The organism is Myroides oncorhynchi (assembly GCF_020905415.1).
In the GTDB taxonomy this organism is placed as follows: domain Bacteria; phylum Bacteroidota; class Bacteroidia; order Flavobacteriales; family Flavobacteriaceae; genus Flavobacterium; species Flavobacterium oncorhynchi_A.
In genome coordinates this window covers 1,445,484-1,462,571 of sequence record NZ_JAJJMP010000001.1, presented here as the reverse complement: position 1 = coordinate 1,462,571, position 17,088 = coordinate 1,445,484, and the positions used below count along the sequence as shown (strand labels likewise).

At 34.0% G+C, this 17,088-nt stretch carries 17 protein-coding genes and 1 pseudogene; 13 read left to right on the top strand and 5 right to left on the bottom strand.

All coding sequences use genetic code 11. The features are described from left to right. Positions 1–26 precede the first annotated feature (26 nt). Together LNQ81_RS06435 and LNQ81_RS06430 are read right to left on the bottom strand one after the other, a co-directional pair. A complete protein-coding gene (locus LNQ81_RS06435) occupies positions 27–227 on the bottom strand; it encodes a hypothetical protein (RefSeq protein WP_229945328.1) in 201 nt (66 codons plus the stop codon). A gap of 124 nt (positions 228–351) precedes the next feature. Continuing rightward, the gene (locus tag LNQ81_RS06430; RefSeq protein ID WP_229945327.1) at positions 352–549 is read right to left on the bottom strand and encodes a hypothetical protein; all 198 of its coding nucleotides are present in this window, start codon (positions 547–549) and stop codon (positions 352–354) included. Between the two features lie 97 nt (positions 550–646). Between LNQ81_RS06430 and LNQ81_RS06425 the strand changes: the two genes are divergently transcribed. The 4 genes from LNQ81_RS06425 (at position 647) to LNQ81_RS06410 (ending at position 2,688) form a co-directional block, all read left to right on the top strand. Continuing rightward, positions 647–1,120: a GNAT family N-acetyltransferase gene (locus LNQ81_RS06425; protein WP_229945326.1), complete on the top strand. Its 474-nt coding sequence runs from the start codon at positions 647–649 to the stop codon at positions 1,118–1,120. A gap of 111 nt (positions 1,121–1,231) precedes the next feature. Beyond that, on the top strand, positions 1,232–1,450 hold the full coding sequence (locus LNQ81_RS06420) for a hypothetical protein (RefSeq protein ID WP_229945325.1): 219 nt from the start codon (positions 1,232–1,234) through the stop codon (positions 1,448–1,450). Between the two features lie 266 nt (positions 1,451–1,716). Then, positions 1,717–2,277, top strand: a complete 561-nt coding sequence (locus LNQ81_RS06415) for a 2'-5' RNA ligase family protein (RefSeq protein WP_229945324.1) — start codon at positions 1,717–1,719, stop codon at positions 2,275–2,277. Positions 2,278–2,340: 63 nt separating this feature from the next. Next, positions 2,341–2,688 carry a tRNA-binding protein gene (locus LNQ81_RS06410; RefSeq protein WP_229945323.1) on the top strand — a complete coding sequence of 116 codons (348 nt, stop codon included), beginning with the start codon at positions 2,341–2,343 and terminating at the stop codon, positions 2,686–2,688. Between the two features lie 168 nt (positions 2,689–2,856). Here LNQ81_RS06410 and LNQ81_RS06405 read toward each other — a convergent pair whose 3' ends face one another. After that, positions 2,857–4,521: a hypothetical protein gene (locus LNQ81_RS06405; protein ID WP_229945322.1), complete on the bottom strand. Its 1,665-nt coding sequence runs from the start codon at positions 4,519–4,521 to the stop codon at positions 2,857–2,859. A gap of 39 nt (positions 4,522–4,560) precedes the next feature. Further along, on the bottom strand, positions 4,561–5,664 hold the full coding sequence (locus LNQ81_RS06400) for a DUF2891 domain-containing protein (protein ID WP_229945321.1): 1,104 nt from the start codon (positions 5,662–5,664) through the stop codon (positions 4,561–4,563). Between the two features lie 136 nt (positions 5,665–5,800). Between LNQ81_RS06400 and LNQ81_RS06395 the strand changes: the two genes are divergently transcribed. From LNQ81_RS06395 to LNQ81_RS06355, 9 genes and pseudogenes are all read left to right on the top strand, one after another. Then, positions 5,801–6,736 (top strand): DUF5074 domain-containing protein, encoded by a 936-nt coding sequence (locus LNQ81_RS06395; RefSeq protein WP_229945320.1) that lies wholly within the window; start codon positions 5,801–5,803, stop codon positions 6,734–6,736. Between the two features lie 85 nt (positions 6,737–6,821). Then, positions 6,822–7,925, top strand: coding sequence for an IS4 family transposase (locus tag LNQ81_RS06390; RefSeq protein WP_229944201.1), 1,104 nt, complete (start codon positions 6,822–6,824; stop codon positions 7,923–7,925). 15 nt (positions 7,926–7,940) lie between these two features. Further along, positions 7,941–8,426: pseudogene (locus tag LNQ81_RS06385) on the top strand (DUF5074 domain-containing protein); the annotation flags it as partial. A 146-nt stretch (positions 8,427–8,572) separates the two neighbouring features. Beyond that, positions 8,573–9,139, top strand: a complete 567-nt coding sequence (locus LNQ81_RS06380) for a hypothetical protein (RefSeq protein WP_229945318.1) — start codon at positions 8,573–8,575, stop codon at positions 9,137–9,139. Positions 9,140–9,142: 3 nt separating this feature from the next. Further along, a complete protein-coding gene (locus LNQ81_RS06375) occupies positions 9,143–9,610 on the top strand; it encodes a cytochrome d ubiquinol oxidase subunit II (RefSeq protein ID WP_229945317.1) in 468 nt (155 codons plus the stop codon). A 43-nt stretch (positions 9,611–9,653) separates the two neighbouring features. Next, complete coding sequence (locus LNQ81_RS06370) at positions 9,654–9,902, top strand: hypothetical protein (RefSeq protein ID WP_229945316.1); 249 nt, start codon at positions 9,654–9,656, stop codon at positions 9,900–9,902. Between the two features lie 1,617 nt (positions 9,903–11,519). Further along, positions 11,520–13,580 (top strand): methionine--tRNA ligase, encoded by a 2,061-nt coding sequence (gene metG / locus LNQ81_RS06365; protein WP_229945315.1) that lies wholly within the window; start codon positions 11,520–11,522, stop codon positions 13,578–13,580. A gap of 119 nt (positions 13,581–13,699) precedes the next feature. Beyond that, a complete protein-coding gene (locus LNQ81_RS06360; RefSeq protein WP_229945314.1) occupies positions 13,700–14,398 on the top strand; it encodes a hypothetical protein in 699 nt (232 codons plus the stop codon). A 204-nt stretch (positions 14,399–14,602) separates the two neighbouring features. Beyond that, the gene (locus LNQ81_RS06355) at positions 14,603–16,048 is read left to right on the top strand and encodes a hypothetical protein (RefSeq protein WP_229945313.1); all 1,446 of its coding nucleotides are present in this window, start codon (positions 14,603–14,605) and stop codon (positions 16,046–16,048) included. A 67-nt stretch (positions 16,049–16,115) separates the two neighbouring features. Here the strand turns inward: LNQ81_RS06355 and LNQ81_RS06350 are convergent, their stop codons facing one another. Further along, positions 16,116–17,066 carry an aldo/keto reductase gene (locus LNQ81_RS06350; protein ID WP_229945312.1) on the bottom strand — a complete coding sequence of 317 codons (951 nt, stop codon included), beginning with the start codon at positions 17,064–17,066 and terminating at the stop codon, positions 16,116–16,118. Positions 17,067–17,088: the final 22 nt, after the last annotated feature.

Here is a 17,088-nt window from a genome sequence, read left to right as displayed (position 1 = left end):
AAGACGCCATTTTACTTTAAATATTATTAAAACTTCTTCTCATTCATTGTCATCATAGACACTAATAAAATATCTACAATTACAGCGAGCAAAACTCCCCCATAAAAAACAGGGTCTTTTAGGTAACTCGCATAATCACCAATATGAATTGGATTCCCTACAAAGTAGAATTTATAGAAACTATAAAATACTATCGAACTAATAAACAAATACGCTATATACTTCATATTTCAAGTCTTTAAATATTATCTGTACTAAAAGTACATCAACATGTAAAAAACAACCCAATGTATTTCAAACAAATGCAAACAAAGTATTACAACATTCAAAGAGACATAAAACACATATACCTTATAGTGCTAAATAGAACACTCCTCTCATCAATGCTATCCCAAAAAAAGTACTCCCTAGAAATATCATAACGTACTTCTGTCTACCTACTTGTTCTTGTTTTATATCGCGTATTATCTTGTATAAATACGTTCCCCCTACTCCTATTATAAGACTAGATATCACCCACACCAAATAAAATTTACTCTCGTAATCCATAATCAATACTTTATTTACGTTTAATAAAGATACTAATTACTACTGACTACGAAATGTAAAAAACACTACTTTTATAGCACAACCAGAAAGAATACTTATGCTAGACATCCTAAAAACCAACTCTGATAATATAGATTTTCTCAACCTCATCATAGAGCTAGATAAATATCTGCGTGTATTAGATGGTGATGATCATGAATTCTTTGCTCAGTATAATAAAGTAGATCATATTAACCACGTTATTGTCATCTATTCGCAAGGTGTCGCTGTAGGCTGTGGTGCAATTAAAGAATATGATAAAGACACGATAGAGATAAAACGTATGTTTACTACCCCTGAAGCTAGAGGAAAAGGTATTGCATCTATTGTACTAACCGAATTAGAACAGTGGGCTAAAGATCTAGGCTATACCAGATGTATCTTAGAAATGGGTAAGCTACAGACCCAAGCAGAAATATTATACCGCAAGAACAACTATACTGTTATCCCTAACTATGGTCAGTATGAAGGTGTGGAAAGTAGTTTGTGTTTTGAGAAGGTATTAGATAATTACAAATATTCTACTTACTAACAAGCCTTTAATCATTATATAAAAGTACTGAAATAAAAGTTTTCACCTCTTTCATTCGTCTATCCATATTATTATCCGTAACTTAATTTTTAATTTAAAACAACCAGCATTATGAAATACGTAAAAGAATTCAGAGCATACGATTTTGACAGTAACATCCTTGTTATTGACTTTAAAGACCACCAAATAGAGAATCCTATTGTACAAGTATCAGAGATAATCGACGAATTCGTTTATCAGGTTAAACCTTGTAAAATCTTTATTTCAAAAGCACACAATATTGATATATCTACTGATGTACCATTTAGAGGAAGAGTTATTATCCGATAACTAGACTTACCACAATATAATATAAAGGGTTATCAACAGTGCGTTGATAACCCTTTTATTGTCACCTTAAATCAGATAAATCAACTCTATAAACTAACCTATTTATACCATTATTCACTTTAACCCAGAATCAGCATTAGCCATACTATAGTATGCTGAAATCACTAATTCAGACCTATTTTGTATAATTACTTTTCGCTTATCTATCTATCACTGATTTTGGGTTAAACCCAAAATCCTTACTTTTGCCTTTTAAATAAGAACGAATGATTAATAGATATTCTCTTTGTTTTCAACCTGATGATGCGACTATAGAAATAGTGAGACAGATGAAGTTACAGCTAGCAGGCCATATCGGATGGTATAACAGTAAGAACTCTCTAGCACATATGACTATATCTAAGTTTCAGACAGATAGTATGGGTGTAAATAAGATAGCTCAGTTAGTCAGACAGCAATGTAGTACCTTCACACCTACGCAAGTACTGTTTAATGATTACGGCCAATATCCCAACGGCGCATTCTTCTTGGCAGTGGATAAAGAAGATCAGGTCATGCTAAAAGAATATGCTAAGAAAGTAATGAGTAAAGTATCCTTACCCGATGTTTATAAAAGTAACGAACCCCACATGTCTATCGCTCGTAAACTAGAACCAATCAAGCTTCAGCAAGCGCTAGTGTTCTTCGAAAAACCTGCTATTTCGTTTATGTGTGATAAAGTTGCTCTGCGCCAATTTAATCCTGAACGCAGACAATACGACATCATAGACATATTCCCTTTTTTAGGAATGCCTTCTAATGAAGCGGAGCAGTTGTCGTTGTTTTAAAACCTTATAAAAAGAATAAATACATTTATTTCCCTATTTTTGGAATTAATCAGAAACAACAAGATGGAGAATAACAACAATACATTGACTTGGGATGAGTTCTCAAAAGTAGAGATGAGAGTAGGTACTATCATTGAAGCGGAGGTATTCGCTGAAGTGAGAAACCCTGCTTATAAATTAGTACTTGACTTCGGAGAAGAAATAGGTAAACGCAAATCATCTGCGCAAATCACCAAACTATATACACCCGAAGAATTAATCGGTAAGCAAGTAGTGGCTGTAGTAAATTTTCCTCCTAAACAGATAGCAACCCTGATGAGCGAATGCCTAGTAATGGGAGCTGTAGAAGGTAAAGAGGTAACGCTTATGACAATGGATAAACCGACCAAAAATGGTCTTAGAATAGGGTAATTAATGGTTTACAGTGGGCAGTTTACAGTTAACGGTATTTGCCTACGGCATGAGGGATATAACGGACGGTCTGTAAAGACGTCAATACATTGCGTCTAACACAATCCTTATTAATTAAAACAATTTGCGGTTTACAGTCTGTAGACTGTAAACCGATTACTGTTAACCTTATTTTCTTTTCCCTAATTTCTTAAGGAATTCATTCTCTGCTTGATTAAACGCATACATAGCTGAGTGTGTAGAGGTAAATGTATCTGTAAGCTTAGAGCGAAATGCACTATACAGCGACTTACCATCTGCTTTAAAGAAGTCAACTAATGCTGTATACTCTCCAGTATCAATATTATGTAAGATACGCGACTGATAGTTACCAGGCTTATCTTTACGACCTAGTTCACGATATTTCTGCCCTTCATACATATAGACATTAAAGAAATACTCACTCACATAATCAGCATCTATTCGTTGCGAAGCTAAACCATTACTGTCTATCAACTCAATAAACAATCTGTTAAATCGCTCTGCTACTGTCATATCAAAATCTGCATAAACAGTAAAGACAGATTCTTTAATCAGTGTTTTTCCCTCTCGCATTGCCTCAATTATATCATCATCATTAGGAAAATTCTCCCCCCAGATTAACTCTTCTGCAATTTCTTCTATAAAAACATCTCTTGTACGATGAGTACTAGGATAAACGTTCATCATAAAAAAAGGCAATCCGTCCTCTCCTGTAACCTGGTCAAGGCCATAAACAGAGTTGTCAGAAATAATACTTGTAATTTGAATCTTATTAATATAACATGGCATATCAGCTGCTACAATGCATCGCACATCAAGAGTTCCCTTAACATGAAGTTCACCATGATTATACTTTGCATAGACTACTTCTCCATATACATTACCTCCTATATAATGGACATTACCACAGAAGTAAGCATTCTTCACTATTAAATCCCCTAATACAACAAGCATAGGAGAGAAATCTAATTCTTGACAAAATAACGAATCTGAAACTTTCAGATTACCCATAAAGATATAACCTTGTATATCGATATCGTAATCTTCTATAAGACCTAATACCTCTAGTTCATCTATCTCGACGTCGTTATCTATCACTAAGAAAAAAGAACTCTCTTCTCCCAAATCATAAACTAAATTATCTAATGTAAAAAGCTCATTGTCTTTATCATTAACCCCTTTTAACCCTTTTAGTATCTCAAGACCTTTCCGAATACTAACTACTCTACAGAGTATTCCATTGTAGAATATTATATCTATAGGTGGTTCTTGATTGATTATATCAGGATGGAAGAATTGCGCTTGTTCCACCATAGCACTAATCTTATCGTCAAATTCGAAAAAATGATTGACTGATAATAATAGATCACATGTATAACCAAACCACTGTTTAGCAGTCTCTATACTTTGTTCATCTTTAGGTGTTAATAGAGATAGTTTGTCTGAATAAGTATTGTGTGCTTGATAAAAAATCAAAACATCACTAACCTCTAACCCTAATCTACGAATGAAATAATGATACATCTCTGCGTCCTTCTCTCCTTCTTCATTTATATAATCACGAGAGATAACTAATCTCGTGTTAAATTCATCTTCCTGAAAATAAATTGCCCACTCACCTCTCTTGAATTCATCATCATCGTTTATGCTATAAGCTTCGATAAAATCAGAAACGAGTTGTTCATCCCTAAGTATTAACCATTTATTATAATACAGACTTTGAACAATAGGCAAGCTGAATATTCTCCTAACAGCATCTAGTGATAAGTCTCTATCTTTATCTTCAATGCAAAACATTTCTCTTAATTTCATACTTTTCTACTGTTTAACTGCCCTATATACTTCTTAAAACTATTGGTGTAATAAAGTGTATAACGCAAAAGTTCCTAACCAATGACTTCCCATATAATCATCTCCTGTAATATTGCCAAACGAATTCTCAAAGTGCTTCACTGACAATTGATTCAGATTAGGTGCTAACTCAGGTATTGCCTTACTTATTTCTTTTAAGCATGTCGCTCTACTAAAGTTAAGACCATCTAGATGCACCAAATGCCCATCCGAACGATCAGATACCTTAGCAATCTCTAATGTAAAACTCTTGTCAAATATCTGAGGCAAGAATGACTTCGTCCACGTGCGGAATGTATCTTGATTCATCACCTTACTCATTAGGCGTGCTTCTTCTAAACATGGTGATAAGAAGTCATGTCCGCTTGGTTCAAAGGCGATATTACATCCTTTATCTTCTCCATATAAACGCTTAGCATTAGTCACTATTAATTCTTCAAATGGCGCATTTCCCATCTGACGTGCATAATCTAATGATAGTGATAATCCGAATGCCGTATTATCATGTGTACCTGTACGGATAGGGTATACTAGCTTTGGTAAATATTCTACATAACGCTCTTGCATGATTTTAGCCAATGGCTCTATCGTCTTTGCCCATCGTTGTGCATCAGCATCTTCCCATTTAGACAGTGTTCCGTGTAATTGGAACAACCAAGCCCATCCATAAGTACGTTCAAAAGTCTTGTTATTCGGATCGTGGAAGAACGCTAGTTCAACTGCTACATTCTCCTCTGTAATCAGATTATTCAGCCTAGCACGTATCTGCCCATCTGTATCTAACTCCGGAAACTTTTGTAATAAAGTAACAATAGACCAAAATCCGTGTACAGAAGAGTGCCAATCAAAACATCCGTAGAAAATAGGTCTAAGCTGTTTCGGTGTTTTTAGATCTTCATCTTTCCCTATTACTTGTCCTAATTTATTAGGATATTCAATCTCTATACAGTGTAGCGGAAGCTCTATAATCTTCTTCGCCTCAGCTATAGTAAGTGTTAATGATGTTGGTTCTTCCGTATTTATTGATTCATTCGAAGGCTGCTGTTTCTCTGTACATGAGAACATCAAAACACTTGCGAATAGAAGGCTTCCTATTTTTTTCATAATCCGTTTATCTCTTTATTCCTCTAAAATAGTAAAATACTCCTACTTAAAAAGTGTATTTATAAAAAAGAAAAGCAAAAGTTCTTTGTTCCTATAGCTGAAGGCTTATTTTTGTAAAAGCAAAAAACAAACTATAATGAAAAAAGGAATTTTAGCACGCTCACTTGTGCTTTCACTACTTGCTTTTACAGTAGCATGTAGCTCTGAAGATGATAACCGAAATGAAGACGGCTTTAGAATTACCCCACCTTCTGCAGCAACGCCATTAATCCAACCAACAGGCTTCTACATTGCCAATGAAGATTGGTTTGGACATGATAAAGGAAGCGTAAACTTCTTAGATTACGGACTAAATAGAAAATACAGAATATACACTGAGGCGAATAGCGGTAAGGAACTAGGTGTGACTACTACTATGGGGGTAGCTTATGGTGAGAACTATTATATAATCTCTAAACAAGGAAATAGATTTGTCGTAACAGACAAGAACTTTAAGGAAGTTAAATCTTTTGAAAATATTCAAGGAGACGGTAGAGCATTTGTAGGAGTGTCAGATTCTAAAGGATATATTTCTACAGGCTCTGGAATCACTGTATACCACATTAACACAAAAGCTATAGGAGGAAAAATAGATGGTATTAGCAAACAAACTGGTAATATGGTTTATGCCAATGGTAAAGTGTATGCTGTAATTCAAGGGGAAGGATTAGCTATTATTAGCACCGATACAGATATAGTAATAGACAAACTAACAGGTGGATATACTCAAGTCACTTTAGATCAAGAGGGTATAGTCTGGGCAGGTAAAGGAAATGAAATAGTACGTATCAATCCTAAAGACAAAAACGATACAAAGACTTATCCTATCGCTAATGCACCTATCAATGGAACTTGGGGTGCTTGGAATCCTGGATCATTATCATCAAGTGTGAAAGAGAATGCACTATATTGGACAAAAGGAGCTAACGTAGTAAAGTTTAATACACAGACAGGAGAACTTAACGAAGAGTTTTACACATTAGGAGAAGACGGATTTAATAAGAAACTACTTAGTACCCGACAAAAATGTTAAATATCTGATTTACAACAAAATAGGCGAGACATATATTTGTAAAAAAGGCTGATATTCAGTATCTTAAAGGAAAAATTCTCACGTAATGCCTTTAGAAACGAACAACAGCCTAGATTACAAAAGTACAGAACTTTTAACGATATTAAAAGGAGGTTTTAAGGATAAACTCAATTTAGCTAGGATCAGTTTTATTTCCTTATTTATCGTGGCTCTATGCAAAGTAAAGTCAGTCAATTTTACAAATATATCTATAGCATTTGACAACTCAGTTAAAGCAGAAAGTAACTGTAGGCGTATTCAACGTTTTGTTTATGATGCTAAGTTAACATCTGAACTTGTAGCTAAGTTCATCTTTGCTATTCTTCCTAAACAAGATAAATATACCCTTGTTATAGATCGTACAAACTGGAAGTTTGGAAATCAAAACATCAACATACTGATGCTTGGTGTTTGTTACAAAAATGTTGCTTTCCCTTTAATATTTAAGATGTTAGATAAAAAAGGAAACTCAAATACCAATGAGAGAAAAGAACTCATTAATGATTTTATAGAATGGTTTGGAAAAGATTGTATAGAGTGCTTATTAGCTGACAGAGAGTTTATTGGAGAACGTTGGATAGAATATTTGAATAACGAAAGAATTAGGTATTATATACGTATTCGAAACAATTTTAAAGTTTATCTACCTCATAAGCAAGAAGATAAATATGCATATCATCTGTTTTACAATTTAAAAGTTGGAGAGTTTAGAGCTTATGAAAAAATTGTGTATCTACATGGACAACTATGTTATCTGTCAGCCACAAAGATAATGACAGATGGCAAAACTGATTATTGTATAATTGTAAGTTTTAATAAACCCGAAAATGCTTCTGAAAAATATAAAGAAAGATGGCAAATAGAAACATTATTTAGAGCAATGAAGTCAAGTGGTTTTAATATTGAAGACACGCATTTAAAGTGTATTAAAAAACTTGAACAGCTCATTATGCTAGTAATGCTTGCACTTGTTTGGTGCTATAAAATTGGAGATTATATCGATACATACATTAAACCTATATCCTTCAAAAAACATAGTAATAGAAGTATTAGTGTAGTAAAATTAGGCCTTGATTACTTGGCTAGACTATTTCATTCTAAAGTTAATCAACTAAATATCAATGTATTTTGTTTTTTGTCGTGTACTTAGAAGAAACTAGCATTCTATGGCGCAGGACTTAGAGTAGATCCTGTAACTGATGACTTAGTATTATTAGTCAAAAGATCTGGATGGGGTGATAATGGAAGTTATAACTGGACTAGAATAATCTCTAACCAAGGAGTTCTAAAAGGTCAAGCATTTATGGAAGGTGGTAATAGCAATGATCAGAATGGACATTACTGGTTCCCTTCTGTTCCTTTCTTCCAAGATAATAATGCACCTGAAATCTTAGTAAACCAAATCGTACTTAAGCCAAATAAAGAATTTAGAGTTGCGCTTAAAGATATAGTGATAGATCAAGATAGCCCTTATGCATTAATCGAAAAGTCTGTAAAGAACTTAGAGAATATGTTCGGATACGCTACAATAGAAGGGGATGAATTAGTCATCAAAACCAATGAGAATACAGGAAAAACGTCTATGAGTATGACAGTAATCTCTAATGGTAAACGCCTACAGAAAGACATCGAAATTTGGGTTAGAAACTAATAATCCAACAAAAACAGATAAAATAAAGGTCGCTATATAGCGGCCTTTATTTTTACAGATAACCCATTTGAAAACAGCGAATAACGCAATTGAAAATAGTTAATAACGTAATCTCTTTTTTTGTACTTTTGACTAAAATTTACGCTATGAAAACAAGAACTTTACTAACTACATTATCACTATTCTTAGTGCTATTACTTAGCAGTTGTAACAACAAGGATATCTCAGCTTCTAAAGCGTATGATACGATAGAAGTTTACCTTTCTGATAAACCAGAATACGAGACAACAACAATAAACTTAGGAAAGAAGAAGCTTAGAAAGAAGAAAGACAGTCTGCAAATAGAGCAATATAAAGCACTAGAGAAGGACGGATACATTGAGTTCGCAGAAGAAACTTCTAAAAAGAAATGGTTATCTAAAGACTCTATTTGGAATGTGACTCTTAAACTTACGGAGAAAGCTCACCCTTTCGTGATTGACCAAAAGAATGATAAGGTAACAGTAAAAACGATACTATATACGTTAGGCGATAGTAGTAATCTACAACTAAACAACAGAAGTAAAAAATCTGCTACTGCATCAGTATTGCTTAACAAAGAGTATACTCCATTCATCTCTCTTGCAAAAGACAAAAACCCCAATACAAAGTTCATCACTAAGAAGTATAAACTTCGCTTTACTGAAGAAACAGGTTGGACGATTAACCAATAAACAATGGGAAAGAACATCACTATACTAGCACTAATACAAGTTATTCTAGCTATAATTTCTTCTCTATTGATAGCCAATATGTCTACATTAGGAAGAATAGGAATAACCTTAGTCAAAAGAGAATATCTTATTTTTAAGACACCTTGGAAGACTGCATTAGCGATATTCGCTGTACAAATGACCGTGATACTAGTACTTGCTTTATTTAAGAAATTTACTTCAAGTAAGACAAGTCATACTATATCATTTGTATTCTTAGTCATCGGATTAATCGGAGCATACTATACATATATTGACTTCACGACTACCTCACATAAGCACATGAAGTTTTATTTCCACTTAGGTTTCTATCTATTTTGGTTCAATTGGATCTTTAGTTGTATCTACTTCTTTTGCCTTAAAGGACACAAGAAGGCAACATCTATCTCATCTGACGACATCAATCAACCGATGCAACCTAATCTAGAATAAGCTCACTCCAAACAACAACAATAAAACTCACAATACATATAAAATGACTAAACACGTTATACTAATCGCTACTATAGCCCTACTAACTGTAGGATGTAAAGAAAACAAAGACACTACTCCAACAGAAACAACGCCTGTAGAATCAACATCTAAAAGCACATCAGAAGATCAAGGGCCTACTGCTATCCCTATGCACGGTACAGGTGAGAACAGCTCATCTTCTAGCAATGGGAGTTTCAAAATGGATGATGATATGAAAAAAAATATCCAACAACAAAAAGGACAAGAGTAGAAACTCAAAACATACAACATAAGCCATTAGTCAAACTATGATTAATGGCTTTTTTATATACAGTTTAAAAAGAAAACATCTTAGATGTTTTATGAGCGCGTAAAGTGTTACGCCCCTACCGTTATGTGCCAACAGTACGTCTATATCCTTACAATAGTCACAATACTTACACTGTCGAAACACTATACTCGCCGTCACGGCAATCCGTGACGTGTTTCTCCACACATTAATCCTCTATTTTTTATCCTTCCATCCTCTTTTGCTCTAAAAATTAGAATTCTGTAGCTCCAAATACATCCCTTTTTTTTGCTCTACCCTATCCACAGACGATATAGCATATTCAATACTACTTTTTTTAATGTTTTTTTAAAATGAAACTAATTATAAATATATAATATTCAGCATCTTAATAAAAAAACACATACAACGCCTAACCTCTAATACCACCTTTAACCCCAACAAATTCGGAATATGTTATCGAATTCTAGGACAGTTCTAGGACTATTCTAGGACTATTCTAGGAGAATAATAGGCTAATAGAATTTCTGCCTAATAATACTCCTGTTATACTTCTTCTACTCTTCTTAAACTGGATAACTTCATCCTCTCTACTTTCTCACAGTATAAGACGAAATCTGTCTAAAAACGAAAGGTTTTTTAGCGCTTTTAGTTTCTAATTAATTCGCATTCAGCCATCAAGGCAGAGTGACTAAGGGCTGAACAGCCTATAACTATTTTTCATTACTTATGTACTTGGTATGCTGATTTTTATATATTAGAAAACAGGAATGGTACGGGTGAATAGCCATTCGCCCCAGCAAAAAACCAAAATCACGAAAAAACAAAAAAACTTAAGTTATGGCAGAAATCAAACAGCCTAAAGACTCTAAACCTACCGTACAAAGTTACCAAACTAATGAAGGAGTATTTGAGGGAGTACGCTCAATCTTAGAGGTTCCTGATATCAGTGATAATTAATTACGAATTTCAAATTAGGAGTTAGGAATGTGTACCTACGACATTAGGTGATATGTATAAAGCATTGTTTGGCGTCATCTAGGTGTAGGGGCGTATAACTATACGCCCGCATAAAACATCAAATGATGTTTTCTTGTTACGATAATAGATTGTGGTTACTGTATCAAGTTACGCGTGAGATGCTTCATTCTTCAGCATGACAAGGATTATGGTTACAATATTCCCCCATGCTATGTCCTCCTGACAGAGTATATGAGAAGGATCCTGTTATATTAGGTAATATAGATGATAGTTAATGTGTCGAGTTACGCGTGAGATGCTTCATTCTTCAGCAGGACATGGATTGTGGTTATGTTATATGCTGATGAGACATGATATACGTTATACATTTCACACAAAACTTGTCATCCTGACGCAAGGAAGAATCACATTATAATAGGCAATATAGATGATAGTTACTGTGTCGAGTTACGTGTGAGATGTTTCATTCTTCAACAGTACATGGATTCAGGATAATTGATGTGCTGATTGGGTACTTCGACAGACTATATACTAGGTGAAAAATAAATAACAGTATTCCATTAGTATTGTTTATTTTTGCATATTACAAATTAGTTTGAGATTAACAGTAATTGATATATGATACAAGAACCTAAAAGATATACTATTACAGCAGCCTTACCGTACACGAATGGACCTATCCATATCGGGCACTTAGCTGGTGTATATGTACCTGCTGATATTTATGCAAGATTCTTGCGTTTGCAAGGAAAAGACGTAGCTTTTATATGTGGAAGTGATGAGCATGGAGTAGCTATTTCTATGAAAGCTAAAAAAGAGGGAATTAGTCCTCAACAAGTAATTGATAAATACAATGGTATTATCAAGCAGTCTTTTATGGATTTCGGTATTTCATTAGATAATTACTCACGTACTTCATCATCTATTCACCACCAGACAGCATCTGAGTTCTTTAAGAAGTTATATGCTGAAGGGAAGTTTATCGAAGAAGTAACAGAACAATTATATGATGCGAAAGCAGATCAGTTCTTAGCTGACCGTTTCGTGACTGGTACTTGTCCTAAATGTGGTAACGAAGAAGCGTATGGTGACCAATGTGAGAAATGTGGTACATCATTAAACGCTACGGATTTAATCAATCCTAAGTCAACTATCACAGGGACTAAACCTATATTAAAGTCTACTAAACACTGGTTCTTACCATTAGATCAATATGATACTTTCTTACGTGAGTGGATTTTAGAAGGTCATAAAAATGACTGGAAACCTAACGTATATGGTCAAGTAAAATCTTGGTTAGATGACGGACTTAAACCACGTGCTGTAACTCGTGACTTGGATTGGGGTATCCCAGTACCAGTAGAGGGTGCAGAAGGTAAAGTACTTTATGTTTGGTTTGACGCTCCTATCGGATACATCTCTTCTACTAAAGAATGGGCTGCAAGAGAAGGGAAAGATTGGGAACCATATTGGAAATCTGATGATACTAAATTAGTACACTTCATCGGTAAGGATAACATCGTGTTCCACTGTGTGATTTTCCCTGCGATGTTAAAAGCGGAAGGTAGTTATATCCTACCTGATAACGTACCTGCAAATGAGTTCTTAAACTTAGAAGGAAACAAACTTTCTACGTCTAAAAACTGGGCAGTATGGTTACATGAGTACTTAGAAGATTTCCCAGGTAAACAAGATGTATTGCGTTATGCCTTGACTTCTAATGCTCCAGAAACAAAAGACAATGATTTCACTTGGAAAGACTTCCAAGCTAGAAATAACAATGAGTTAGTAGCTATCTTCGGTAACTTTATCAACCGTGTGGTAGTATTAACTAACAAATACTATGAAGGAGTAATCCCTCAGCCAAATGAATTCTCAGAGGTTGATATCGCTACATTGACAGAATTAAGAGCATATCCAATTGTGATCGAAAATTCAGTAGATCGTTACAGATTTAGAGAGGCATTAGCAGAAATGATGAATGTAGCTCGTTTAGGGAACAAATACTTAGCAGACGAAGAGCCTTGGAAGCTAATCAAAGAGAATCCAGAAAGAGTAAAAACGCAGATGTATGTAGCGCTTCAAATCGCGGCTGCGTTAAGCACACTTGCTGAGCCATTCTTGCCTTTCACAGCTGATAAATTAAAGTCTATTCTTAAGATAGAGACTACTATTACTTGGGGTACTATCTCTCAAGATAAAGTATTACTACCTGCTGGACACACTATCGGACAAGCTGAATTATTATTCGCTAAGATAGAAGACGAGGAAGTACAAAAACAATTAGATAAATTAGAAGCTTCTAAAAAAGAGAACGCTGCTGCTGCAAGAGTAGTAGAGCCTCAAAAAGAGACTTCGACTTACGACGATTTTGCTAAACTTGACTTACGTGTTGGTACTATCGTAGAAGCTGAGAAAATGCCTAAGGCAAATAAGCTTTTAGTATTAAAAGTGGATACTGGTATGGATGTTCGTACAATCGTATCTGGTATCGCAGAACACTTTAAACCAGAAGATATCATCGGTAAAAGAGTAACTGTATTAGCTAACCTTGCTCCACGTGCCTTAAGAGGTGTTGAAAGTGAAGGAATGATCCTGATGACAGAAGACCAAAATGGTAAATTAGTATTCGTTAATCCTGACGAAGAAAATGTAAAAAACGGAGCTACGATTAACTAATCACAGCTTACAGCATAATAGAAAAGACCACTGATTCCATTCAGTGGTCTTTTTTTTTGATCATTAATTATTAAAAAGAGTATCTTTAAGTGTTAAAAAAATAATTATATCATTACGAAATGAATAAGAAAATAACACAATACTTTCCGACTTTAATACTAATAATAATTATAATTGTTGCTTTTTTCCCATATAAGCAATCCTCAGAGGATAGAGTCAACAAGTCTGATAATGCAGATTATACTTTGAGACAATTCACCACTGCTATGATTACTTATGACAAAGTACCTGCTATGATTATGGATATAGAACCAGGAAGCATTTACTACAGTAATCAGCCCTATACGATTAGACTGAGTTCTGAAGAAGGAACACTATATTATTATACTAATGACAACGACTATAACTTCTATCAAGTAGGCAAAATAATCAATGTTTATGTTGATTTAGACACTGGTGCTACTTATATTCTTGACATTGATACAGAACTAAGGTTAGTAATACAACTATGTGTGTTTTTTCTTGGAATATATATAGTTATAAAGCTTTTAACTAACTTTAAAACTACATCTATAACTATTCTCAACAAATTTTACATTGGAATATTTAAACCGTTGTTCTATACCTTCGCAATAATACTTCTTTTAGACTTAAACATAGAAGGATACAATGCAACTGATATACTTACACCCAATTCCCTACTAGTAAATATTATTCATTTCTTCTCATTAATAGCATTACTAATCTACCTATATGTTATGTATAAAGTTTACCTTTTTTATAAGAAACCTAAGCACGCTAATAGTCAACAAAATTAGTCAATTAAGGAAAGAATACAGCTCTGACTAAAAAGCTAGCTTAATGTATCACCTTCAATCTACTATCAAATCATTCCTTCAATTTAAAATAAAAGACGTTATCTATTTAGGGGCTACCCTTTTTATTACATCTCTTTTTGAATAAACACCATAACTAAACTAAAATTAAGGTCTAACTTTATGCCTACCTTAAAAACACAAAATATGAAATTTATAAATGTAGCATTACTACTCATCGTAAGTGGTGTATCCAACTTATTAGCACAAACACCTAGTGCAAAAATAAATACATTTATCACCAATATTGAAGATACGTATCAGTTTGAAGAAAAAGACAATAACTTCTTTTTCGTGATGACTAATTCTCATATAGAGGCACATAAGACAGATGCTTCATTTAATGTAGTAAGTACTATAGCAGAAGACTTCGATGCTAAAAAAAAGCTACTCGTGGGACATACTACAGATACTAACCTTAATCCAACGCTGTATTGGTTAGAGAGAAATGGAAAAGAGTTGACTTCAATGTCATATGATTTCAACTCAAAAACAAAGCCAATAATCAACAATATCGTGTTCGATCTTAAAGATGAAAATATCGTTACAAGTTTGGGCGTTGACGGTATGTTTTATGTCATCACAAGTTTAAAAAACACAAACTCTATTAGAATAATAGAGTACAACTCTCTATTAGAACAACTTAGTGACTCACAAATAGATTTAGACAGAAACAAATTCTATGATAATGAGGATAACTTAACTACACTACATCAAGCACTTCAAGGTCTTGAATCAACTAAAGGACCTCTTAATATTCTAAAAATAAGAGAAGAGCTTCCTAGTGCAATAACGACTGCCAGTGCTAAAAGAAAAGTATACATCCGCAATAAAGCAGTGTACATTACCTTAGATAATTCTGACAGAAGAACAGTTTTGCTGTTTATTGACTTGAAAAGTAAACAAGCAAGTAGTAGTATATTTAATCAAAATACTGAAAATAAAGACTACTTGAGTATTAAATCTAATTCGTTCTTACTAGAAGATAAAATTGCCCAAATATGCTATACGAAAGATTTTATAAATATTAATATCAACTATCTGAGTGGTGATCTAATACAAAAGTTTAGAATTGATAAAGCACAAGATATTAGTTTCTTAAATGGAGAGATTTATCAAGCTGTTGACAATAATCTTAATAGAGCTAAAACCATTACAAAAACAAGTCAGTTTCTCAACAGGAGTTACCGTTCTAGTATGAATGGTTTATCTTTATTTCCTAATGCTAATGGTTACACCGTGTGTTACGGTGGAGCAACAATCCTGAACAAAAACCAACCTGTATATGGTCAATATGGATTGATAGGAGCATTAGTCGGAACAGCTATTGAAATGGCCATAACGTCAATAGGTGGAGATAACCTAAACGCTTACGGAGGTACACAGACCATCCTGGCATATAGCGCATTAGACAAGGAGTTAAAACATAATCCGACGGCTGCAGTAGCAACAAATAAAGTCGATGAAATACGCAATTACATCGCTGATAACAAGATAAAAACTAACTATTCAATGATCTTTAGAAAAGGAGATCATTACTACTTAGGTCTACAACGTAAGAAAAGTACAACATTCGAGCTTATACAATTCTAAAAATTGAAAAAGGCAGACTTCATATTGAGTCTGCCTTTTTCAATTTTTAGAATAAAATTTCTATTTCCTAGTATACACTTGCCTTATCAAGTAGAGCCACTTCTTCTACAGACAACTTAATCTCCATAGAACGGACTAAGCTTTTTAATTGAGTGCTAGATGTAGCACTCACAATAGGTGTGCTAATAGTTGGTTTGTGTAATTGCCAAGTTATCGCTACTTCTGCTATTGTTGCATTATGCTGTTTTGCTATTGCATCACATTGATTAAGAATAGTGATACCACGTTCGTTTATATATCCCTTCACCATATCTTTACGAGAACTTCCCTCTATATCTTCTAAACTTCTATACTTACCACTTAAGAAACCACTAGCTAATGCAAAATAACTCATTACAGCAAGGTTTTCTTTCTCAACTAGGGGCAAGTACTCCTGTTCATACTTAACACGATCATATAGGTTATAAAGAGGTTGTATAGCGATATACTCAGCCCATCCCTTTTCTTTCGCAAGAGCATTACTACTGCTAATGCGATCTGCTTCTAAGTTAGATGCTCCTAAATAACGTACTTTACCAGCCTTTACTAAATCATTAAAAGACTCCATAGTTTCTTCTTGATTAGTCTCTAGGTCATCATGATGAGAAAAATAAACATCAATATAATCTGTATTCAATCGTCTCAAAGAAGCGTCTACACCTTGAACAATCTGTTCTTTAGATAAGCCACGACTAACTTCATTCATACTCCCTCCTACTTTAGTAGATAGCACAATATCATGACGTTTCTTATGCTCTTTAAACCACTTACCTATAATTGCCTCTGATTCACCTCCAACATTACCAGGAGCCCAATAAGAATAGTTGTTGGCAGTATCTATAAATGTCAGACCATTGTCATAAAGTTCGTCTAACATCTTAAAAGAATCTTTCTCATCTAATGTCCATCCAAATACATTACCGCCAAAAGACAGTTGTGGAACGTACAAGTCTGATTTACCAAATTTATTAATGCGCATAACTTATCTTTTTATTATAACC